The 20058-nt window shown below is 70.9% G+C and carries 21 protein-coding genes and 1 riboswitch; of the genes, 10 read left to right on the forward strand and 11 right to left on the reverse strand.

The features are described from left to right. Positions 1-57: 57 nt before the first annotated feature. The 5 genes from HD597_RS54305 to HD597_RS54325 form a co-directional block, all read right to left on the reverse strand. Positions 58-1242, reverse strand: a complete 1185-nt coding sequence (locus HD597_RS54305) for a lipid-transfer protein (protein ID WP_253755881.1) — start codon at positions 1240-1242, stop codon at positions 58-60. After that, positions 1239-1646, reverse strand: coding sequence for a Zn-ribbon domain-containing OB-fold protein (locus tag HD597_RS54310; RefSeq protein WP_253755883.1), 408 nt, complete (start codon positions 1644-1646; stop codon positions 1239-1241). Before HD597_RS54310 ends, HD597_RS54305 begins: the two co-directional genes overlap by 4 nt. Before the next feature lie 122 nt (positions 1647-1768). Further along, a complete protein-coding gene (locus tag HD597_RS54315) occupies positions 1769-3196 on the reverse strand; it encodes a S8 family serine peptidase (protein WP_253755885.1) in 1428 nt (475 codons plus the stop codon). Further along, a complete protein-coding gene (locus tag HD597_RS54320) occupies positions 3193-3798 on the reverse strand; it encodes a hypothetical protein (protein WP_253755887.1) in 606 nt (201 codons plus the stop codon). The genes HD597_RS54315 and HD597_RS54320 overlap by 4 nt, the downstream gene beginning before the upstream one ends. Positions 3799-3885: 87 nt before the next feature. Continuing rightward, complete coding sequence (locus HD597_RS54325; RefSeq protein ID WP_253755889.1) at positions 3886-4692, reverse strand: SAM hydrolase/SAM-dependent halogenase family protein; 807 nt, start codon at positions 4690-4692, stop codon at positions 3886-3888. Between the two features lie 116 nt (positions 4693-4808). Here HD597_RS54325 and HD597_RS54330 point away from each other — a divergent pair, with 116 nt between their 5' ends. From HD597_RS54330 to HD597_RS54340, 3 genes are read left to right on the forward strand one after another with little or no spacing between them, the layout of a single operon-like run. Continuing rightward, positions 4809-5108, forward strand: a complete 300-nt coding sequence (locus HD597_RS54330; RefSeq protein ID WP_148443447.1) for a DUF3263 domain-containing protein — start codon at positions 4809-4811, stop codon at positions 5106-5108. A 39-nt stretch (positions 5109-5147) separates the two neighbouring features. Further along, complete coding sequence (gene otsB, locus HD597_RS54335) at positions 5148-5918, forward strand: trehalose-phosphatase (RefSeq protein ID WP_253755891.1); 771 nt, start codon at positions 5148-5150, stop codon at positions 5916-5918. A gap of 58 nt (positions 5919-5976) precedes the next feature. Further along, the gene (locus HD597_RS54340; protein ID WP_253755893.1) at positions 5977-6558 is read left to right on the forward strand and encodes a hypothetical protein; all 582 of its coding nucleotides are present in this window, start codon (positions 5977-5979) and stop codon (positions 6556-6558) included. A gap of 91 nt (positions 6559-6649) precedes the next feature. Here HD597_RS54340 and HD597_RS54345 read toward each other — a convergent pair whose 3' ends face one another. Then, complete coding sequence (locus HD597_RS54345) at positions 6650-7909, reverse strand: MFS transporter (RefSeq protein WP_253755894.1); 1260 nt, start codon at positions 7907-7909, stop codon at positions 6650-6652. A 42-nt stretch (positions 7910-7951) separates the two neighbouring features. Further along, a complete protein-coding gene (locus HD597_RS54350; protein ID WP_253755896.1) occupies positions 7952-9376 on the reverse strand; it encodes an alpha,alpha-trehalose-phosphate synthase (UDP-forming) in 1425 nt (474 codons plus the stop codon). Positions 9377-9407: 31 nt separating this feature from the next. Between HD597_RS54350 and HD597_RS54355 the strand changes: the two genes are divergently transcribed. The 6 genes from HD597_RS54355 (at position 9408) to HD597_RS54380 (ending at position 14608) form a co-directional block, all read left to right on the forward strand. After that, the gene (locus HD597_RS54355) at positions 9408-9962 is read left to right on the forward strand and encodes an RNA polymerase sigma factor (protein WP_080044716.1); all 555 of its coding nucleotides are present in this window, start codon (positions 9408-9410) and stop codon (positions 9960-9962) included. A 79-nt stretch (positions 9963-10041) separates the two neighbouring features. Beyond that, positions 10042-10183: riboswitch (SAM riboswitch) on the forward strand. A 13-nt stretch (positions 10184-10196) separates the two neighbouring features. Next, positions 10197-11432 (forward strand): threonine synthase, encoded by a 1236-nt coding sequence (gene thrC, locus HD597_RS54360; protein WP_253755898.1) that lies wholly within the window; start codon positions 10197-10199, stop codon positions 11430-11432. A gap of 24 nt (positions 11433-11456) precedes the next feature. Continuing rightward, on the forward strand, positions 11457-11732 hold the full coding sequence (locus tag HD597_RS54365; protein WP_043633550.1) for a MoaD/ThiS family protein: 276 nt from the start codon (positions 11457-11459) through the stop codon (positions 11730-11732). Between the two features lie 246 nt (positions 11733-11978). After that, positions 11979-12179: a cold-shock protein gene (locus HD597_RS54370; RefSeq protein ID WP_068927743.1), complete on the forward strand. Its 201-nt coding sequence runs from the start codon at positions 11979-11981 to the stop codon at positions 12177-12179. Between the two features lie 328 nt (positions 12180-12507). Next, complete coding sequence (groL, locus tag HD597_RS54375) at positions 12508-14133, forward strand: chaperonin GroEL (protein WP_253755900.1); 1626 nt, start codon at positions 12508-12510, stop codon at positions 14131-14133. Positions 14134-14326: 193 nt separating this feature from the next. Continuing rightward, on the forward strand, positions 14327-14608 hold the full coding sequence (locus HD597_RS54380) for a hypothetical protein (protein ID WP_253755902.1): 282 nt from the start codon (positions 14327-14329) through the stop codon (positions 14606-14608). A gap of 36 nt (positions 14609-14644) precedes the next feature. On the opposite strand, the gene HD597_RS54385 is transcribed toward HD597_RS54380, so the two are convergent. Both HD597_RS54385 and HD597_RS54390 read right to left on the reverse strand, forming a co-directional pair. Beyond that, positions 14645-15175: a YbhB/YbcL family Raf kinase inhibitor-like protein gene (locus HD597_RS54385; RefSeq protein WP_253755903.1), complete on the reverse strand. Its 531-nt coding sequence runs from the start codon at positions 15173-15175 to the stop codon at positions 14645-14647. A 65-nt stretch (positions 15176-15240) separates the two neighbouring features. Beyond that, positions 15241-17241 (reverse strand): HelD family protein, encoded by a 2001-nt coding sequence (locus tag HD597_RS54390; RefSeq protein ID WP_253755905.1) that lies wholly within the window; start codon positions 17239-17241, stop codon positions 15241-15243. A gap of 129 nt (positions 17242-17370) precedes the next feature. Here HD597_RS54390 and HD597_RS54395 point away from each other — a divergent pair, with 129 nt between their 5' ends. Continuing rightward, complete coding sequence (locus HD597_RS54395; protein WP_253755907.1) at positions 17371-17697, forward strand: hypothetical protein; 327 nt, start codon at positions 17371-17373, stop codon at positions 17695-17697. 204 nt (positions 17698-17901) lie between these two features. On the opposite strand, the gene HD597_RS54400 is transcribed toward HD597_RS54395, so the two are convergent. Both HD597_RS54400 and HD597_RS54405 read right to left on the reverse strand, forming a co-directional pair. Beyond that, positions 17902-19548 carry a DNA repair helicase XPB gene (locus HD597_RS54400; RefSeq protein WP_253755909.1) on the reverse strand — a complete coding sequence of 549 codons (1647 nt, stop codon included), beginning with the start codon at positions 19546-19548 and terminating at the stop codon, positions 17902-17904. Positions 19549-19673: 125 nt separating this feature from the next. Beyond that, positions 19674-20024 (reverse strand): hypothetical protein, encoded by a 351-nt coding sequence (locus HD597_RS54405; protein WP_253755911.1) that lies wholly within the window; start codon positions 20022-20024, stop codon positions 19674-19676. Positions 20025-20058: the final 34 nt, after the last annotated feature.

Raw genomic sequence — 20058 nt, forward strand, 5'->3', positions numbered from 1 at the left:
ACCCGTCAGTGGCGGGCCGCCGTCACGACGCATGGCGGGCCGTCTCTGTGGTGCCTCCTAGACCGTGGCGATGATCGCCGAACCGTGGCCGAACAGGCCCTGGTTGGCGGCCAGGCCGACGCGGGCGTTGGCCGTCTGGCGGGCGCCCGCGCGGCCTCTCAGCTGGGTCGCCAGCTCGCAGAGCTGGGCGATGGCCTGGGCCGGGATGGCCTCGCCGAACGACGCCAGGCCGCCCGACGGGTTCACCGGGACGCTGCCGTTCAGGGACGTCCGGCCGTCCCTGAGCAGCTTCTCCGCCTCCCCGGGCGGGCAGAGGCCGATGTCCTCCATCCAGTCCAGCTCCAGTGCCGTGGACAGGTCGTACACCTCCGCCAAGGAGAGGTCTTCCGGGCCCAGCCCGGCCTCCTCGTACGCCGCGTGCGTGATCGCGGCTCTGAAGGGCCTCTCAGGGGCGGGCACGGCCGCGCAGGAGTCCGTGGCGAAGTCCGGCAGCTCCAGCACCGTGTTCGGGAAGACGGGCGTCACCGTGGAGACGGCGGCCAGGCGGACGAAGCCCGTGCCGCGGCGGCGGGCGTACTCCTGCGAGGCGAGCACCACCGCGGCGCCCCCGTCCGAGGTGGCGCAGATGTCCATGAGGCGCAGCGGGTCGGCCACCATGGGCGAGGCCAGCACCTCCTCGGCCGTGACCTGCTTGCGGTAGCGGGCCATCGGGTTGAGCGAGCCGGCCAGCGCGTTCTTCACCTTGACGGCGGCGAAGTCGGCCGGCGTCGAGCCGTGCAGGGCCATGCGGCGGCGGGCGTACAGGGCGAAGTAGGCGGGGTTCGTGGCGCCGAGGAGGCGGAAGCGCAGCCAGTCGGGGTCGTCGGGGCGGTCGCCGCCCACCGGTTTGAAGAAGCCCTTGGGGGTGGCGTCGGCGCCGATCACGAGCGCGACGTCGCACAGCCCGGCGAGGATCCGGGCCCGGGCGATGTCCAGCGCCTGCGCGCCCGACGCGCACGCCGCGTAGCAGGAGGCGACCCTGGCGCCCGACCAGCCCAGCTCCCTGGCGTAGGAGGCGCCGGAGACGAAGCCCGGGTAGCCGTTCCTGATCGTGTCGGCGCCGACCACGTACTGCACGTCGGTCCACTCCAGACCGGCGTCCCGCAAGGCCTCGCGGGCGGCCGCGACGCCGTACTCCAGGAAGGGGCGGCCCCACTTGCCCCACGGGTGCATGCCCGTTCCCAGCACCGCCACCGCGCTCATGAGGCCCGCTCCCACATCCACACCAGCGGCCCGTCGGCCAGCGGTCCCGAGGTCAGCTCCAGCTCCATGCCCACCTGCAGCTCGTTCACCGTCAGGCCCTTGACCTGGCCGAGCACCACGATGCCGACCTCGTCGAGCTCGACCGCCGCCAGCGTGACCGGCACGTACGGCTCGGCCGCCACGAACGGGGGAGGTGGCGGGTAGCAGGCGTTGGTGTACGACCAGACGCGGCCGCGCCTGGGCAGCGGCAGCACCTGCATGTCGGTGGCCGCGCAGCGCGGGTTGGGGCAGGATCCGCGCCGGGGCGGGAAGCAGACCGTGCCGCAGGCGGCGCATCTGGTGCCGAGGAGGTGGACGCCGTCCTCGGGGGAGAGGGCGAACCAGCCGTCGATGGCGTACGTCATAGCCGGAGTATCACACAAGCGCTTGCTAGGTTGAATCCCTCGTGCGCCGTTCGGCGCGGTTCCCGGCCGGGCGACCGCCGTGCCGCTTCGTGGAGTTCCCGGCCGGGCGACCGCCGTGTCGTTCAGCGCGGGTCCCGCCGGCGACCGCCGTGCCGCAGCACCACCCGGGCCGACATCGCCGCCACCAGCAGCACCATGCCCGTCACCACCGGCATCCTGGAGCCGGGCGCGGGGCCGGCGCCGAAGTACGGGCCCGGCCCCGGCGGGCCGGCCGCCGGCACGTCGAGCCTGGCGGCCTCGCGCAGGGCGAGCAGCGCGTTGGCCACGCCGTGCCCGTACGCGGGGCTGTAGCCGTCGCTCGGCCGCCGCCTGGTGCCCAGCTCGATGGCCATCCGCACGTGGTACGGCGACAGGCCGGGATGCGCCGACCTGATCAGGGCCGCGATGCCGGCGACCATGGCGGCGGCCGAGCTGGTGCCGTCGCCGACCACGTACGAGTCGCTGCCGTCGGCGGTGACGATCTCCGTGCCGGGGGCGACCACCGACACGTAGTCCTGCCGGTTGGAGAAGGCGGCCACCCTCAGCCGCCGGTCCACCGCGCCCACCGCGATCACCCCCGGGTAGGCGGCGGGGAAGTTCTTCCTGTTGCCGGCGTCGCCGTCGTTGCCCGACGAGGCCACCAGCACGGCGCCCCTGCCGATCGCGTACTGGACGGCTTCCTCCTCCTCCGCCGACCCCTCCCACGCGCCGCTGCCGCCGCCGAGCGACATGCTGATCACGTCGGCGCCGTGGTCGGCCGCGTACCTGATGCCCGAGGCCAGCGCGTCCCGCCAGCCCGCGCCCGAGCGCTGCTTCTCGCGCCTGGGGTCGCCGTTCTCCAGCGTCACCCTGACCGACAGCACCCTGGCGGCGGGCGCCACCCCCAGGACACCGCCCTTGCGGCCGTCGCCGTGCCCGTGTCCCGCGATCAGACTGGCCATGGCGGTCCCGTGCGGCCCCCACACGCCCTGACGGGCACCGTCCTCGCCGGCGCCCGAGGCTGTGCGCGCGGTGCCGGCGCCGGGGGCGGTGCCGCCGGTCGCGTCCGCATCCGGCCGCTCTGTGCCGCCGGTCGCGTCCGCATCCGGCCGCTCTGTGCCGCCGGTCGCGTCCGCATCCGGCCGCTCTGTGCCGGTGGTGGCGCCGGTCAGGTCCGGGCCCGGGATGACGGCGCCCTGCAGGTCGGGGTGGCGGGCGTTCACGCCGGTGTCGAGCACGGCCACCACCACGCCCTCACCCCTGCTCGACCGCCACGCCTCCGGCAGTCGCAACGCGCCGAGCTGCCACTGCCCCGCCCGTGCCGCCTCGGCCACGTCGTCCGCCTGCGCGCCCTCGTCCCCGTCGTCCGCCCACGAGACGGGACAGGCCGCGCAGGTCACCAGCCCGGCCAGCAGGAGGACACGCAGAGCGCGCCCTCTCCTCCAGCCGGCCCCCCGTCCGGCGGCCCGCTCGTCGCCTCCGGGATTCGTCGTGGGTCTGGTGGCCCGTGCGGCGCCGTCGGGGGTGTTCATCGGACCAGTGCCTCATGCAGCGCCGTGGCGAGCCGCCGGGCCGCGTCGCGCAACCGCGGCGTGACGCGGTCGCCCGGCTGGTACGCCCGCCCGTCCGCGTACCCCGCGGCCGTCGCCACCATGTACCGCTCCCCGGACCCGACGACCACCCCGGTGAAGTACTGCCGGTCGCCGAACCGCTCGGCCGGCCCGCCGGGGAAGGCCGCCGGGCGGACGGTGGCGGGCCGCCCCGAGCCGTTGCGGCCGGGCCCGGGCGTGTCGAGCACGGCGATGCCCACGGTGACGACGAAGGTCTGCGTGCTGTCGGCGTACGTGGCGCGTAAGGCCGTGCGGCAGCCGGGGCGCACCGCGGCGGGCTGGAAGGCGACCCGGCAGGGCGCCTCGGGGGCGACCCCGGTCAGCACGTACGTGACCCTGGCCCCCGAGGGGCTGTGACCGGGCACCGCGGCGGGGAACACCCGGACGACCGGCCAGGCGTGCCAGCGCTCGGAGACGGGCGGCGCCGGGGCGGGCCAGATCGTGGAGACGAGGGAGAGCAGCACAACGGACAGGTGGTACACGGCGACCTCGAACGGAAGGGGAGGGACCTCCGATCTGCCCATGCATTCTGACATGCGAGTGCGCGCGCAATCCGACGCTTCGGTAAACAGACCGATACGCGGAGTAGTTACGGATCTGCGGCTTTCCGCCTACGGAGTGGGTGAAAGTCGTACATGCGCCCCGGGCGGGAGCCCCAGCCGCTGTGCCGCGTCACCCGAGTTGACCGCGATCGCGACCAGCCCGGCCGAGTCCGCGAACGCCACCAGCTCCCCGGGCGGCACCGCCGCGTACGTCTCCCGGTACGGCAGCGCGAGCTGCCGCCGCCCCAGCCACACCCCCAGCGTGTCACCCACCCGCACGCCCAGCGCCTGGAGGTCGCCGGCCGCGATCGAGAGCTGCGTGTTGCCGTAGCGGTCCACCGAGACCACCTCGCCCTCCACCGAGCCCTCCCGCAGCAGCGAGGTAGGCTCGGGCAGCGAGACCAGCCTGGCCAGCGGCACCTCGGGCCCCAGGTCGGCCGGCGTCAGCCCCCCGCACAGCCGCCCCGCGACCGGCGAGAACACGTCGCGTCCGTGGAAGGTCGGAGAGACAGGGTGCAGGAAGTGATCGGCGTTGCTGATCTCGTACGCCGCCCGCGCGCCGCCGCTGGCGTGCACCGCCCATGACAGCAGCCCGTTGTCGGGGCCGATGAACACCCGGCCGCCCGCCTCGACGGCCACCGCGCGCCTGGCGCCGCCCGCGCTCGGATCGACCGCGCCGATGTGGATGCCTTGGGGGAGGTAGGGGATGGTCTGGGCGAGAACCGCCGCGCCGCGCCGTACGTCGCCGGAGGGAATCAGGTGGCACACGTCGATCACCCGCGCCTCGGGGGCGATCCCGGCGATCACTCCATGACAGGCCGCCACATAACCATCCTCGAGCCCATAGTCGGTGAGGAGCGTGATGACTGGGGTCACATTTCGTGACTGTACGTCTCTCAATCCGCCGTGAACAGCCGCACTCCGCACATTACGATGGCCACGGGCCGCGTGCGGGCGACGTGATCGTCCCCGCCCCTTTCGAGGAGGACACCATGGGAGCACCGCTCAGCGGTGACAATGCTGCCCAGGAACCGTCCCGCCAGCCACTCTCGGACCGCGAACTCGAGCTCCTCGCCTTCGAGCGCCAATGGTGGCGCTACGCGGGCGCGAAGGAGCATGCCATCAAGGAGACCTTCGGGATCTCCGCCACCCGCTACTACCAGTTGCTCGGCGTGCTGATCGACCGGCCGGAGGCACTCGAGCACGACCCCATGCTGGTCAAGAGGCTGCGCAGGTTACGGTCCACGCGACAGCGCGACCGCGCGGCCAGAAGGCTCGGCATGCGTCCCTGACGTGCTGGGTACGGCAGGCGCGTGAAGAACATCCCTGGAATGGAAGCGATCCTGAGCGATCCGGCCGGCGCCGTGATCGGGCTCGACTTCGACGGCACCCTGTCGCCGATCGTGCCCGACCCCGCCAAGGCCGTGATCCACCCGAAGGCGCCCGAGGTACTCGCCGACCTGGGTGCGCACGTCCTCGCGGTGGCCATCGTGACCGGGCGTCCCGCGGCCACCGCTCTGGAGCTCGGACCTGGCCTGGCGGACGTGCCGGGGCTGGTCGTGCTCGGCCACTACGGCTTCGAACGCTGGGAGGACGGGCAGATCTCCGCCCCTCCGCCTCCGCCGGGAGTGCCCAGGGCCGAGGCCGAGCTGCCGCTGCTGCTCGACTCGCTCGGCCTCAGCGACGTGGCCGTCGAGGACAAGGGCCGGGCCGTGGCCGTGCACACCAGGCGCAGCCCCGACCCCGAGGGCGCGCTGGCCCGGCTGCGCGAGCCGCTGGCCAAGCTGGCCGACAAGCACGGCCTGGTGATCGAGCCGGGGCGCATGGTGCTGGAGCTGCGGCCGCCCGGCATGGACAAGGGGCACGCGCTGAGCCTGTTCCTGGCGGAGCGGGCGGCGAGGTCCGTCATGTTCGTGGGCGATGACCTGGGCGATCTGGCCGCCTTCGATGCGGTACGCGCCTCCGGGCTGCCGGGCGTGACCGTGTGCAGCGGGTCCACCGAGGTGACCGCGCTGGCCGAGCGGGCCGACATCGTGGTGGACGGGCCCGAGGGAGTGGTGGCGCTGCTCGCCGAGCTGTCCTCGGCCTTCACCCGTTCGTGAGAGCCGTTTTCAGTCGTTGGTGACTGATCTGCAAGTCGCGGTCCCTAGGGTCGGCGGCATGCACAAGCGTTACCTCGCCGTCGTGGCCGCCACCGGGGTGGCCGCGGCCACCCTCCTCTCCTCCTCGCTGCCTGCCGCCGCCGCTGCTCCCGCCCAGCAGCTCACGTTCAGGGGCATGACGCTCTACGTCCCGATCAAGTGGGTGGTCCACCGGTTCGGCGCCGACGCCGTCCAGGTGGTCACCGGGAAGTGCGGCAAGGCCCAGGGGTGGAGCACGCCGGAGTGCGACTCGTTCTACCTCCTCGGGCCGAAGTACATCAAGATCGGCGCGGAGGGCTGGGGTCCCTACACCGGCAAGCGGCCGTTCTACACGGCCAGCGACGTGCAGCCCTGCCCGTTCAACGACAAGTACGGCGAGATCATCGGGCCCAAGGTCAGCCGGGGGCTGCGCCAGGTCGGGCCGGGGCACAAGGCGGCCTACAACGCGTGGCAGGCCACGTGCGTCTCCTACTCCAGCACCAAGGTGCACAAGCGGTTCACGCAGCGCGAGTGGTACCTGCCGAAGTCGAAGATCCTCGTCGTGGACCAGTGGAACACGCCGGGCCTGTCCGACACGCTCAAGCACGCCGACTGGACGTAGCCCCCCGCGCCCGATCCTGAACAGCCCGGCTCGCGTGCGCTGACCGGATGCCGGCACCTGGCTCGCGTGGGCCGGCCGGCGCGCCGGCTCCTCAGGCGCGCCGGCCCGGTACGAGCACCCCGGCGACCGCGAGGCCGATGAGCACCGGCACCATCAGGAACGCGTTCCGGGTGCCGAAGCCGTCGGCCAGCGCGCCGAGCACCAGCGGCCCGATCGCCATGGCGGCGCCCGCCCAGACGGGTGAGGCCGCCGCCGCCAGGTCGGCCCGGCCGCCGGAGCCGGCGATCAGCGCGGACAGCGCGAGCGGGAAGTGCAGCGCGGCCCCGAGCCCGCAGATCACCAGCCCCGCGTACGACAACACCGGCTGGCCGCTCGTCCAGAACACCAGCCAGCCCGCCAGCGTCAACCCCAGCGCCCCCGCGAACAGCGGCGCCCGCGCCAGCCGCAGCGCGAGCTGAGCCCCGGCGAACCTGCCCGCCGCCATGCCCGCCACGAACGCCGTCAGCCCGGTGGCCGCAGCGGCAGTGGACAGCCCGGTGCCGACGGCGAGCAGCTCCGCCGCCCACAGGTTGAACGTGAACTCCAGCGCCACGCAGCAGAACAGCACCAGCCCCGCCAGATGGAACCGCCAGCCCACCCGGGCCCCGGCGGAGGCGGGAGCGTGGGCGGCGGGATCAGCGATGGCGGGATCAGCGATGGCGGGATCAGCGATGGCGGGGTCAGCGATGGCGGGGTCAGCGATGGCGGGATCGGCGGTGGCGCGGCCGGGGGTCCGGTGGCCGGGCCACACCCGTCCCATGGCCAGCGCCAGCAGCACGCTCATGACCGGCGTGGCCAGCAACGCCGCGCGCCACCCCAGCGAGCTCTGCCCCACCACGCTCAGCCCGAACGTCATCGCCATGCCCGCCACCACGGCGACCGCGTTCGCCTCGCTCAGCGCCGCGGCCCCGGCGGCCCCTTGGTGGTCGCTGAGCGCCGCCATGGCGGAGTAGAGCATGACCGAGCCGAAGCCACCGGCCACGCCGTACCCCAGCAGGGTCAGCGGCAGGGCGTCGGCGGCGAAGATCGTGAGCATGCCCGCGTTCAGCCCCGCCACCCCGATCCAGCTCGTCACGCGCCGCCCGAAGGTGCGGGTGAGCAGGGGGAGCAGGAGCCCGGCGGCGATCGTGCCCGCGGCCATGGAGGTGCCGTGCAGGCCCGCCACGGTGGCCGAGATGCCCTGGTCGGCACGCAGCAGCGGCAGGGCGGCGCTGAGGCCGTACACGAAGGTGGCGAAGACGCTGAGCAGGAGGTAGATGAGCCAGGTCGGGCGGTCTCTGATCAGACGGACGGGCGATAAGGCCGTGCTCACCCGCCAGCCTCCCGCGGCTCGGACTGACCTTGCCCTCCCATGTTAGGTGAGCGCCTCGAGCTGGGTCGCGAGCCACTTCTGCGGCGGCAGCGCGGTGGCGGCGGCGTGCAGCTTGTCGCGGCGCGTGCGGCGCTCGTCCTCCGGCATGACCAGCGCGTCGTGCAGCGCGGCGGCGGTGCCGCTGATGTCGTAGGGGTTGACCACGAGCGCGTGCGCGCCGAGCTCGGCGGCCGCGCCCGCCTCGCGCGAGAGCACCAGCGCGCACCGCGGCGACAGGACCGGGCCCTCCTTGGCGACCAGGTTCATGCCGTCGCGGATGGGGTTGACCAGCAGCACGTCGGCCATCCGGTACGCGGCCAGCGAACGCGGGTAGTCGTCGTTGACGTTGAGGATCAGCGGGTCCCAGTCCTCGGTGGCGTACTCGTCCTCGATCTGCCGGGCGCAGCGCTGCACCGACGCGGTGTACTCGCGGTATTCGGGCAGGTCGTGGCGGCTGGGGTAGGCGAAGGCCAGGTGCACGACCCGGCCGTGCCACTCGGGGTGCGCGGCGAGGAACTCGCGGTAGGCGATCAGGCCGCGCACGATGTTCTTCGACAGCTCGGTGCGGTCGATGCGCACGATCAGCTTGCGGTCGCCGACCTGCTCCCGCAGCGCGGTCATGTGCGACTCGACGTCCGGCTCGCAGGCCCGCTGCCACAGGGCGTCGCCGTCGACGCCCAGGCTGTGCACGCCGATGCGGGTCGTCCTGCCCTCGTACGTGACGCTGCGCCCCACCCGGTCGGCCTCCGCGCCCAGGAGCCGCTCGCAGCAGTCCATGAACGCCTGCGCCCACCTGTCGGTGAGGAACCCGGCGTGATCGGCCCCCAGGATGCCCTCCAGGACCTCCCCGGCCACGTCGTCGGGCAGCAGCGAGAAGTACTCCGGCGGCGCCCACGGGGTGTGGCTGAAGTGCGCGATGCGCAGGTCGGGCCGCTCGGCGCGGAGCATGGCCGGGGTCAGTGTCAGATGGTAGTCCTGCACCATCACGCGGGCGCCGTGCCCGGCCTCCTCGGCCAGCGCCAGCGCGAACGCGCCGTTGTAGTCGCGGTACGACTCCCACTCGCGCTCGAACCTGGTGCCGAAGTTGGGCGAGTTCGGGATGTCGTAGAGCAGGTGGTTGACGAACCACAGGGTGGAGTTGGCCACGGCGTTGTAGGCGCGGTGGAAGGTGGCGGGCGGGATGTCCAGCATCCGCAGCGGGCCGGTGTCGTAGCCCGCGTGGTCGATGCGGCCGCCGGTGGCCAGCCGGACGGCGATGCGGTCGCCGTCGGACAGCGCGGCGCAGACCCACAGCACGCCGTCGTCCTTGGCCACGCCCGACAACCCCGAGACGAGGCCGCCGCCGCCGCGTCTCATCGTCAGCTCGCCGTCGTCGGAGACGGTGAAGGACACAGGCCCTCTGTTGGAGGCCAGCAGGACGCTGTTCATCTCGGCTCCCTTCGATCATAGGATCCCAGCTATGGCGCTTGATGAGCTAACCGAGGAACTCGCCCGCTCCGCTGCTGCGGGAGATCATCGCGCACTTGGCGAGCTCCTCGCGCGGATTGAGCCGGATGTGATGCGGCACTGCGCCCGGATCCTCCCCTATCACCAGGACGCGGAGGAGGCCTCGCAAGATACGTTGCTGGCGGTGGCGCGCAACATCGGGCGGTTCGAGGGTCGCGCCAGGTTCAGCACGTGGCTGCACATCGTGACGGCCAACTGCGCGCGCACCACGTACCGGTCGCTGAAGCGCAGGGCGGCCGAGCAGACCTCCGACGAGTTGCCCATGCAGAAGCCCGACGTGCGGCGGGTCAGTGTGATCGCGGGGTCGCGGCTCGATCTGCTCGACGCGATGGAGGCGCTGGAGGCCGACAAGCCGGATCTGGCGCAGGCGCTGGTGCTGCGTGACATCGTCCAGCTCGACTACAACGAGGTGGCCGAGCAGCTCAACATCCCGCTGGGCACGGCGAAATCGCGGATCCATCAGGCCCGCAAATACGTGCAGGGTGTGCTGGGCGAGGACTATCGCTGAGACTGCTTGTCTCGCATGTTGAGACGGGTGGGAATTTCGGGCACTTAAGCGGGTAGAGTCCATTTCAACAACTTCATATTGCTCATCCAGAGGGGTGGAGGGACCGGCCCTGCGAAGCCCCGGCAACCCTCCCGGCTTTCGACTCGCGACCTGGCGAGGCCGACCGGGACAAGGTGCCAATTCCGGTTCGCGGTCAAGGTGGCCGTGGGCGAAGATGAGGGAAGGCCTCGCTTCATGTCGCTCGACTTTGGTCCTGCCGTCGCTCTGTCCTGCCGCGAGTGCGGTGCCCGCTACCCGCTGGGCCCGAGCTTCGCCTGCCAGGAGTGTTTCGGGCCGCTGGAGGCGGCCTACGACTTCGGTGACGTGACCCGCGCGGAGATCGAATCGGGTCCCGCGAACATCTGGCGTTACCGCTCGCTGCTGCCCGTTCCCGCGGACGTGGCCAGTAAGCCCAATATGAACCCCGGTTGGACCAAATTGGTCAAGGCCGGAAACCTGGGTCGCGCCCTCGGCATCAAGTCCCTTTACGTGAAGGACGACTCGGGCAACCCCACCCACTCCTTCAAGGACCGGGTCGTGGCCATGGCCGTCGAGGCGGCCCGCAACTTCGGCTTCCACACGCTTTCCTGCTCCTCCACGGGCAACCTCGCCGGCGCCGTCACCGCCGCCGCCGCGCGCGCCGGGCTCGACGCGTGCGTGTTCATCCCGGCCAACCTCGAGAAGGCCAAGATCGCCATGGCCCGGGTGTTCGGCGGGCGGCTGATCGGCATCGACGGCACCTACGACGAGGTCAACCGGTTCTGCTCGGAGCTCATCGGCGACCCCATGGGCGACAAGTGGGGCTTCGTCAACGTGAACCTGCGGCCCTACTACGCCGAGGGCTCCAAGACGCTCGCGTACGAGATCGCCGAGCAGCTCGGCTGGCGGCTGCCGGAGCAGATCATCATCCCCATCGCCTCCGGCTCCCAGCTCACGAAGATCGACAAGGGCTTCAAGGAGCTGGTGAAGCTGGGCCTGGTGGAGGACACCCCGTACAAGGTGTTCGGGGCCCAGGCCCTCGGGTGCTCGCCGGTGTCGACGGCCTACAAGGCCGGGCACGAGGTCGTGCAGCCGGTCAAGCCCGACACCATCGCCAAGTCGCTGGCCATCGGCAACCCCGCCGACGGGCCGTACGTGCTGGACATCGCCCGGCGCACCGGAGGTGCCGTCGAGGACGTCACGGACGCCGAGATCGTGGCCGCGATGAAGCTCCTGGCCTCGACCGAGGGCATCTTCGCCGAGACCGCCGGCGGGGTCACCGTCGGCGTGCTGAAGAAGCTCACCGAGAACGGGGTGCTCGACCCTGAGGCCGAGACCGTGGTGCTCAACACCGGCGACGGGCTCAAGACGCTCGACGTGCTCACCGGTGAGTCCGTCGAGCCCACCGCCGTGATCAAGCCCTCTCTCGACGCGTTCCGCGCGACTGTCTGACAACCAGGAAAGGCGATTAGAACCATGAGCGTTTCTGTGCGGATTCCCACCATTCTGCGCACGTACACCGGGGGGAACGCGGAGGTCAGTGGCGAAGGCGCGACTCTTCGTGACGTGCTCGCCAAGCTCGACTCCGACTACCCGGGGATCGGCGCGAGAATTCTGGATGAATCGGGCAAGATTCGTCGTTTCGTCAACGTTTACGTTGGGGAAGAGGACGTCCGTTTCGCCGAGGGGCTCGACACTCCAGCCCCTGAGGGCACTCAGATCTCCATCATCCCGGCGGTCGCCGGCGGCTGAGCCGTCCCGGAGACCACCCTCTTGAAGGCGCCCCTAGTGGGCGCCTTCTCCTTTTCCCAGCCAATTCAACGTTGAACGACCCGCACTGCGAAGAAATAGGTAGTTTGCGGATTGACTCTGTTGCCAAACCCCGTGCCACAGGTATGGTCGAGGGCGATCGTCTGGCTGCTTTTCCGTTAAGTCATACGATTACAGGTCCCGCGGAGGAATGGGCGAGATCTGGGAGACCAGTAAGAGGAGTCGGAAGTGGCGCAGGGCACCGTCAAGTGGTTCAACGCGGACAAGGGCTACGGCTTCATCGCGGTAGACGGTGGTAAGGATGTATTCGTCCATTACTCAGCGATCATGATGGACGGGTACCGCTCTCTCGAACAGGGGCAGCGTGTCGAGTTCGAGATCACGCAGGGCCAGAAGGGGCCGCAGGCGGAGTCCGTCCGCGCGGTCTGAACGTCCAAGCTGGTGTGCACCGGGCGGGATCGCGCGGCAACGCAGTCCGCGCGAGCCGTCACCTCTCTTTCGCCGACTCGTGTGCGGCGGGCCGTTCCGCGCGGCTCGCCGTACCGACTGACTGACCTGGGCGGGAATGCCGGGCGGGGTGGCGTTCGCTTGCACTCGGCAGGGTAGAGTGCTAAACAGTTCGTTGGCACTCTGTGCAGCAGAGTGCCAACACCGGATCGAGACGATGGGGTCTGCCGAACGGAGATGCTGACCCATGCCGTCGCGGGCGTCGGCTCGGTCCACTACAAGCCACCCTGCATCTGGGAGGTCTAGCCTTATGGCAGCCAAGATGATCGCGTTTGACGAGGACGCCCGGCGCGGTCTCGAGCGCGGTATGAACCAGCTCGCCGACGCCGTCAAGGTGACCCTCGGCCCCAAGGGCCGCAACGTCGTGCTGGAGAAGAAGTGGGGCGCTCCCACGATCACCAACGACGGTGTGTCGATCGCCAAGGAGATCGAGCTCGAGGACCCTTGGGAGAAGATCGGCGCCGAGCTGGTCAAGGAAGTCGCCAAGAAGACGGACGACGTCGCGGGCGACGGCACCACGACCGCCACCGTGCTCGCCCAGGCGCTGGTGCGTGAGGGCCTGCGCAACGTCGCCGCCGGCGCCAACCCGATGGCCCTGAAGAAGGGCATCGAGGCCGCCGTCGAGCGGGTCAGCGAGGAGCTCTCCAAGCTGGCCAAGGACGTGGAGACCAAGGAGCAGATCGCCTCCACCGCCTCCATCTCCGCCGCTGACGCCGAGATCGGCTCGCTCATCGCCGAGGCGATGGACAAGGTCGGCAAGGAAGGTGTCATCACCGTCGAGGAGAGCAACACCTTCGGCCTCGAGCTCGAGCTCACCGAGGGCATGCGCTTCGACAAGGGCATGACGTCGATGTACTTCGTCACCGACTCGGACCGCATGGAGGCCGTGCTCGAGGACCCGTACATCCTCATCGTCAACAACAAGGTCTCGGCCAACAAGGACCTGCTGCCGCTGCTCGACAAGGTCGTGCAGTCGGGCAAGCCGCTCCTGATCATCGCCGAGGACGTCGAGGGCGAGGCCCTGGCGACCCTGGTGGTCAACAAGATCCGCGGCCTGTTCCGCTCCGTCGCCGTCAAGGCGCCGGGCTTCGGCGACCGCCGCAAGGCGATGCTGAACGACATCGCGATCCTGACCGGTGGCCAGGTCATCGCCGAGGAGGTCGGCCTCAAGCTCGAGACCGCCACCCTCGACCTGCTGGGCCGCGCCCGCAAGGTGGTCGTGACCAAGGACGAGACCACGATCGTCGACGGCGCCGGTGACGCCGAGCAGATCTCCGGCCGGGTCAACGAGATCCGCGCCGAGATCGAGCGCACCGACTCCGACTACGACCGTGAGAAGCTGCAGGAGCGGCTGGCCAAGCTGGCCGGCGGCGTGGCCGTGATCAAGGCCGGTGCGGCGACCGAGGTCGAGCTGAAGGAGCGCAAGCACCGCATCGAGGACGCCGTGCGCAACGCCAAGGCGGCCGTCGAGGAGGGCATCGTGCCCGGCGGTGGCGTGGCGCTGCTGCAGGCCGGCGCGAAGGCGTTCGACAAGCTGGAGCTGGCCGGCGACGAGGCCACCGGTGCCGCCATCGTCAAGAAGGCGCTGGAGGAGCCGCTCAAGCAGATCGCGGTCAACGCCGGTCTCGAGGGCGGCGTCGTGGTCGAGCGCGTGCGCAACCTCACCCCGGGTGAGGGCCTGAACGCGGCCTCCGGCGAGTACGTCAACATGTTCGAGTCGGGCATCATCGACCCGGCCAAGGTGACGCGCTCGGCGCTGCAGAACGCCGCCTCCATCGCGGCGCTGTTCCTCACGACCGAGGCCGTCATCGCCGAGAAGCCCGAGAAGACCCCTGCTGCCCCGGCCATGCCGGGCGGCGGCGACATGGACTTCTAGGTCTTTTCTCGCTGCACGGACGAAGAGCGGCCCGGGTTTTCCCGGGTCGCTCTTGTTTTGTTTTATCTGCTATTACGTTTCACAATTGATCAGTTACCTGGAGTGAGGGAAGGTGGTGGCGCTCACATCTTGACCGAAGGAGCCAACAGTGCATTTCCACAGCAGGCGAATTCTCGGTATCACGGCCCTGACCTTGGCCGCCGCAACCCTCGTGGCCGCTCCCGCGTACGCCGGAGACGACGCGGGCATCATGGCGGGAGGGGAGGTCGAGACCGACACGAAGGCTTGGCTGCACGTGTTCGCCGATGACGACGGGCCGCAGGTGCACCTCATCGGCGAGCCGATGCGCGACGTCGTGCTCCCGCGCGAGCTGTGGTTCCCCCTCTGCTCGCCCGAGCCCGATCTCCGCATCCCGCTCATCAGCGAGGTGCTGCCACGGCTCATGGGCTGCCCGGCGCCCGCAGCGGGCGGCTGACGGCCGGGCCGGGCAGCCACCCCGCGGACGAGCGGCTCAGACGCCGTAGAGGGCGGTGACGTGGCCCCGGGCCAAGGTGTTGGCGGTGATGTTGAAGCCCACCACGGCCGGGCTGGCGTCGCTGTCCACCCCGAGCTTCTCCACGCCCAGCGCGTGCACCGTGAACACGTAGCGGTGCGGGTCGCCGGGGGGCGGGGCCGCGCCGCCGTAGGCCTTGGTGCCGTAGTCGTTGCGGGCGTGGACCGCGCCGCCGGGCAGGCCCTTGAAGTCAGGGGCCGTGCCGGCGCCGGAGGGAAGCTCGCTCACCGAGGCCGGGAGGTCGAACAGGACCCAGTGCCAGAAGCCGCTGCCGGTGGGCGCGTCGGGGTCGTAGCAGGTGACGGCGTAACCGCGGGTGCCCTCGGGGGCGCCGGACCAGCGCAGGTGGGGCGACTGGTTCTGGCCGCTCATGCCCCAGTCGTTGAACACGTGGAGATCGGCGAGCGTCTGGCCGTCCTGGATGTCGTCGCTCTCGACCGCGAGCGCGGGCACCGGCGGCAGGAACTCGTGGGGAAGGGGTGCGGGCACGGCATCCTCCTAGGGTGAGTGGCTGCTTGCTCAGCCATCCTAGAAGCGGCCGTGCCCGCGGCCCGTCATGCCACGAGTTGCGCCGGGAGCGCCTTGTCGTGCAGGACCGTCAGGGAGGTGACGGCCCGGGTCAGCACGACGTACAGCCGGGCCAGCCCGCGCGGCTCGGCCGAGACGATGTCCGCCGGCTCGACGACGATGACGTGGTCGTACTCCAGACCCTTGGCCAGCGTGGCCGGGACGATCAGGAGGCGGTGCTCCTCGGCGGAGTCCGGGTCGAGCACCGCGTGCGGCAGGCCGCCCAGCGCCGCGGAGACCTCCCCGATCAGCGCGTCGGGCACGATGACGCCGATGGAGCCCTCCTTGGCGAGCGCCTCCTCGGCGGCCTGCGCCACCGCCAGGCCCTGCCGGACGGTGAGCGAGCCCGCGCCGGGGCGCAGCGAGCGCGGGGCGGCCAGGTCGGGGGCGATCGAGGGCAGCAGCCGGGCGGCGAAGTCGAGGACCTCGCGGGGCACGCGGAAGCCGAGCGTCAGCTCCGTCACCTCGCCCTCGCGCTGCCCGAGGTGCTCCAGCACCGACTCCCACGAGCTGGTCGACCACGGCGTGGTGCCCTGGGCGAGGTCGCCGAGCACGGTGGCCGAGCCGTTGCGGCAGCGCCGCCCCAGCGCCCTGAGCTGCATCTCGGACAGGTCCTGGGCCTCGTCGACGACGAGGTGGCCGAGCGAGGGCGTGCGCTCCATGAGGTCGCGCAGCTCGTCCAGGAGCGCGGCGTCCGCCGCCGTCCACTTCGCGGACTTCCAGCTTCTGTACGGCTTGCGCCAGATCAGCGTCTCCTGCTCCTCGGCCGACAGGTCGCCCTTGGCGGCCCTGGCGAGGAACTCGGGGTCGGACAGCAGCCGGTACAGCACCTGCTCGGGCGTCAGCTTGGGCCACACCGCGTCCACGAGCTGCTTGACCGGCTTCGACCTGGCCACCGCGTCCTGCACCCGGTCGTCGGGCGACTCGCCGCGCTGCTCCATCCTGACCAGCACCATGTGGGCCAGGCGCTGCGCCAGCGCGGCCCGGCCGGGGTTGTAGCGGGTGGTGCCGCGCAGGGAGGCCACGATCTCGCGGACCTCGTAGTCGGCCACCCGGTGGCGGTAGGCGCCCTTCGTGAACACCACGCCTTCCGACGGTTTCACGATGTGCATCCACAGGGCGCGTTCGAGCACCGCCGCCATCCTGGCGTCGCCCTTCACGGCCGCCACGAGCGGGTCCTCGGGCGTCGCGTGCTCGCCGAGCAGGCCCGCCACCGTGGTCTGGTCGACCTTGACCTCGCCGAGGGCGGGGAGCACGGAGGAGATGTAGGACAGGAAGGCCCGGTTGGGGCCGACGATCATGACGCCGGACCTGGCCAGCCGCTCGCGATGGGTGAACAGCAGGTAGGCGGCCCGGTGCAGGCCGACGGCGGTCTTCCCGGTGCCCGGCGCGCCCTGGACGCACACGGTCTGGGCCAGGGTGGAGCGGACGATCTCGTCCTGGTCGGGCTGGATGGTGGCCACGATGTCGCGCATGGGGCCGGTGCGCGGGCGCTCGATCTCCTCGGTGAGGATCTTCGAGGGGCCGATCTCGCCGCCGTCGCCGAGCGGCTCGTCCTCGAACGCGGTGAGCTCGCCGCCGTGGTAGCCGAAGCGGCGCCGCCGTACGATGCCCATCGGGTCGGTGGGGCTGGCCTGGTAGAACGCGCGGGAGACCGGCGCCCGCCAGTCGATGACCAGCGGCTTGCTGCCGCCGTCGTGCACGTGGCGGCGGCCCACGTAGATCGTGCCGGGCAGGTCGTCGCCGGCGGCGCGGTCGAGCCGGCCGAAGAACAGCGGGGTGTCGGGGTGGTCGGCCAGTGCGGCGACGCGCTGGTCGAGCAGCGACTGGAGGATCTGCTGCGACACCCAGTCGCCCGCCGCGTCGGCGGACAGCGACTGCGCGTGGGCGCGCATGGCCTTGAGCGCGGCTCTGGACTCGGCGAGGTGTGCCTGCTCGGCGGCCAGCACGTCGGTGGGTATGTCCGGGGCCAGCTTGTGTGTGGGCATGCGAAAGCGCCTCCCTGGTTCAATACGGAGGTGGTCAAAGGCAGCGAATCGGCCAGTCTAGTGGCGACTTCCGCTTGCTTCCAAAGCATTTACCGGCAAGGGGCGGGGTAGGCATAGGAGGTGGCGCGGGTGCAGCTTCGTTTCTCGCCGATCATCCCCACGATCGCGAGCTTCCTGCTCGCGGCGTTGTGGGGGCTGTCGGTGTTCGCGGGGTGGGGGCTCAAGGCGTTCTGCGAGGGTGGCGAGGCCGCCGGGGCGTGCTCGCAGCGGCTCGGCACGGTCTCCACCGTGTCGGCGTTGTTCGCCGTGCTGGCCGCCTGCTGCACGCTGGCCGCCTGGCTGCTCCCGTGGTCGAGGCAGGACCCGCGAGCGTTCGCGCGCCTGATGGGCGCCGGGGTGCTGGCCTGGATCGCGGCGGAGGGCGTGCTCTTTCTGGGGGGCCTGCTGGTGCGCTGACCCGCACAAGCTGTAACGAACCTGGGAATACCGAAAAATTCGGGCATATCAGGTGGGTTTGCCGGATCATGAGGGTATGTCGCAGGCGGCGTGATAGTACGCAGGTGAGGGGGGTGGTTCGAATGTCGGCCCGCGGAGTCTCGTGGACGTGACGCCACGCTGAATGCCTGGCCGCTCAGGACGAGCGGCCGGGCATCACCACCGTCACACCCCGCCCAGCACGTCGTCGGCGTCGATGATCTGGTACGCGTACCCCTGCTCGGCCAGGAACCGCTGCCGGTGCGCCGCGAACTCCTGGTCCACCGTGTCGCGGCTGACCACCGTGTAGAACCGCGCGCCCCCGCCGTCGGACTTGGGCCGCAGCACCCGCCCCAGCCGCTGAGCCTCCTCCTGGCGCGAGCCGAACGTGCCCGACACCTGGATCGCGACCGTCGCCTCCGGCAGGTCGATGGAGAAGTTGGCCACCTTCGACACCACCAGGACCTGGATCTCCTTGTCGCGGAAGGCCTGGTAGAGCCGCTCGCGCTCCTTCACCCTGGTCTCGCCCTTGATGACCGGGGCGTTCAGGTGCTCGCCGAGCTCGTCGAGCTGGTCGATGTACTGGCCGATGACCAGCACCTGCTCGCCCAGGTGGCGGCGGACCAAAGCCTCGGTCACGTGCGTCTTGGACGGCGTGGTGGCGCAGAAGCGGTAGCGCTCCTCGGACTCGGCCATCGCGTACGCCAGCCGCTCCTCGTCGGTCAGCGTCACGCGGACCTCGACGCAGTCGGCGGGCGCGATCCAGCCCTGGTTCTCCATCTCCTTCCAGGGCGCGTCGTACCGCTTGGGACCGATCAGCGAGAACACGTCGCCCTCGCGCCCGTCCTCGCGCACCAGCGTCGCGGTCAGCCCCACGCGCCTGCGGGCCTGCAGGTCGGCGGTCATCCGGAAGATCGGCGCGGGCAGCAGGTGCACCTCGTCGTAGACGATCAGCCCCCAGTCGCGGGCGTCGAAGAGCTCCAGATGGCTGTAGACGCCTTTGCGCCGGGTCGTCATCACCTGGTAGGTGGCGATGGTGACCGGGCGGATCTCCTTCTTGTTGCCGGAGTACTCGCCGATCTCGTCCTCGGTCAGCGAGGTGCGCTTGAGCAGCTCGGTCTTCCACTGGTGGGCCGAGACCGTGTTCGTGACCAGGATGAGCGTGGTGGCCTGGGCCTGGGCCATGGCGGCCGCGCCGACGATGGTCTTGCCGGCGCCGCAGGGCAGCACGACCACGCCGGAGCCGCCGTTCCAGAACGCCTCGGCGGCCTCCCGCTGGTACGTCCGCAGCGCCCAGCCGTCCTCGCGCAGCGTGATCGGGTGGGCCTCGCCGTCGACGTACCCGGCGAGGTCCTCGGCCGGCCAGCCCAGCTTGAGCAGGGCCTGCTTGACGTTGCCCCGGTCGCTGGGGTGCACGACGACGGTGTCCTCGCCGACCCGCTCGCCCAGCATCGGCTGGATCTTCTTCGAGCGCAGCACCTCTTCGAGCACGGCCCGGTCGGTGGAGGTCAGGATCAGGCCGTGGACCGGGTCCTTCTCCAGCCGCAGCCGCCCGTAGCGGGCCATCGTCTCGGCGACGTCCACCAGCAGGGCGTGCGGCACCGGATAGCGGCTGTAGCTGATGAGCGCGTCGATGACCTGCTCGGCGTCGTGGCCGGCGGCGCGCGCGTTCCACAGCGCCAGCGGGGTGACGCGGTAGGTGTGCACGTGTTCTGGAGCGCGCTCGAGCTCGGCGAACGGCGCGATCGCCTTACGACAGGCGTCGGCCCGCTCGTGGTCGACCTCGAGCAGCAGCGTCTTGTCCGACTGGACGATCAGCGGTCCATCGCTCACTGGCTATCTCCGTGGGGTTTCGGACGGGGGCCTGGCGCAACAGGACCATCGTCTCCTGATCCCGGCTCCCCCGCTCCGAGTCTCCAACAACGGCAGGGCCAGGATTAGTCCTCAGGATCGCCTGGTCACTCGTCGAAGGCGCCGCTGACCCCGAGGGCGATGAACGTGCCGATGGTGAGCACGAAGCCCAGCCCGAACAGGACCCAGCTCCAGATGACCATGGTGCGCGCCGACTCCGGCTCCGTGGCGGACCTGCTGATGGCCAGGCCGGCCAGGATCGCGCCGGGGATGCCCAGGATGTTGCAGCAGGAGACCAGCGCGAAGAGGTTGAGCACGAGGGAGACGATCGCGTTGGCGCTCGGCCCGCTGCTGCGCGGGGGAGGCGGATAGCCGTAGCCGTACGGCGGGGGCGGCTGCTCGCCGTAGGGCGCGCCATATGGCTGGTACGGATATCCCGACGGGTCACCCTGACTCATGTTCACCTCCAGACAGGTCAACACTTATCACGGA

The organism is Nonomuraea thailandensis (assembly GCF_024172165.1).
Taxonomy (GTDB): domain Bacteria; phylum Actinomycetota; class Actinomycetes; order Streptosporangiales; family Streptosporangiaceae; genus Nonomuraea; species Nonomuraea thailandensis.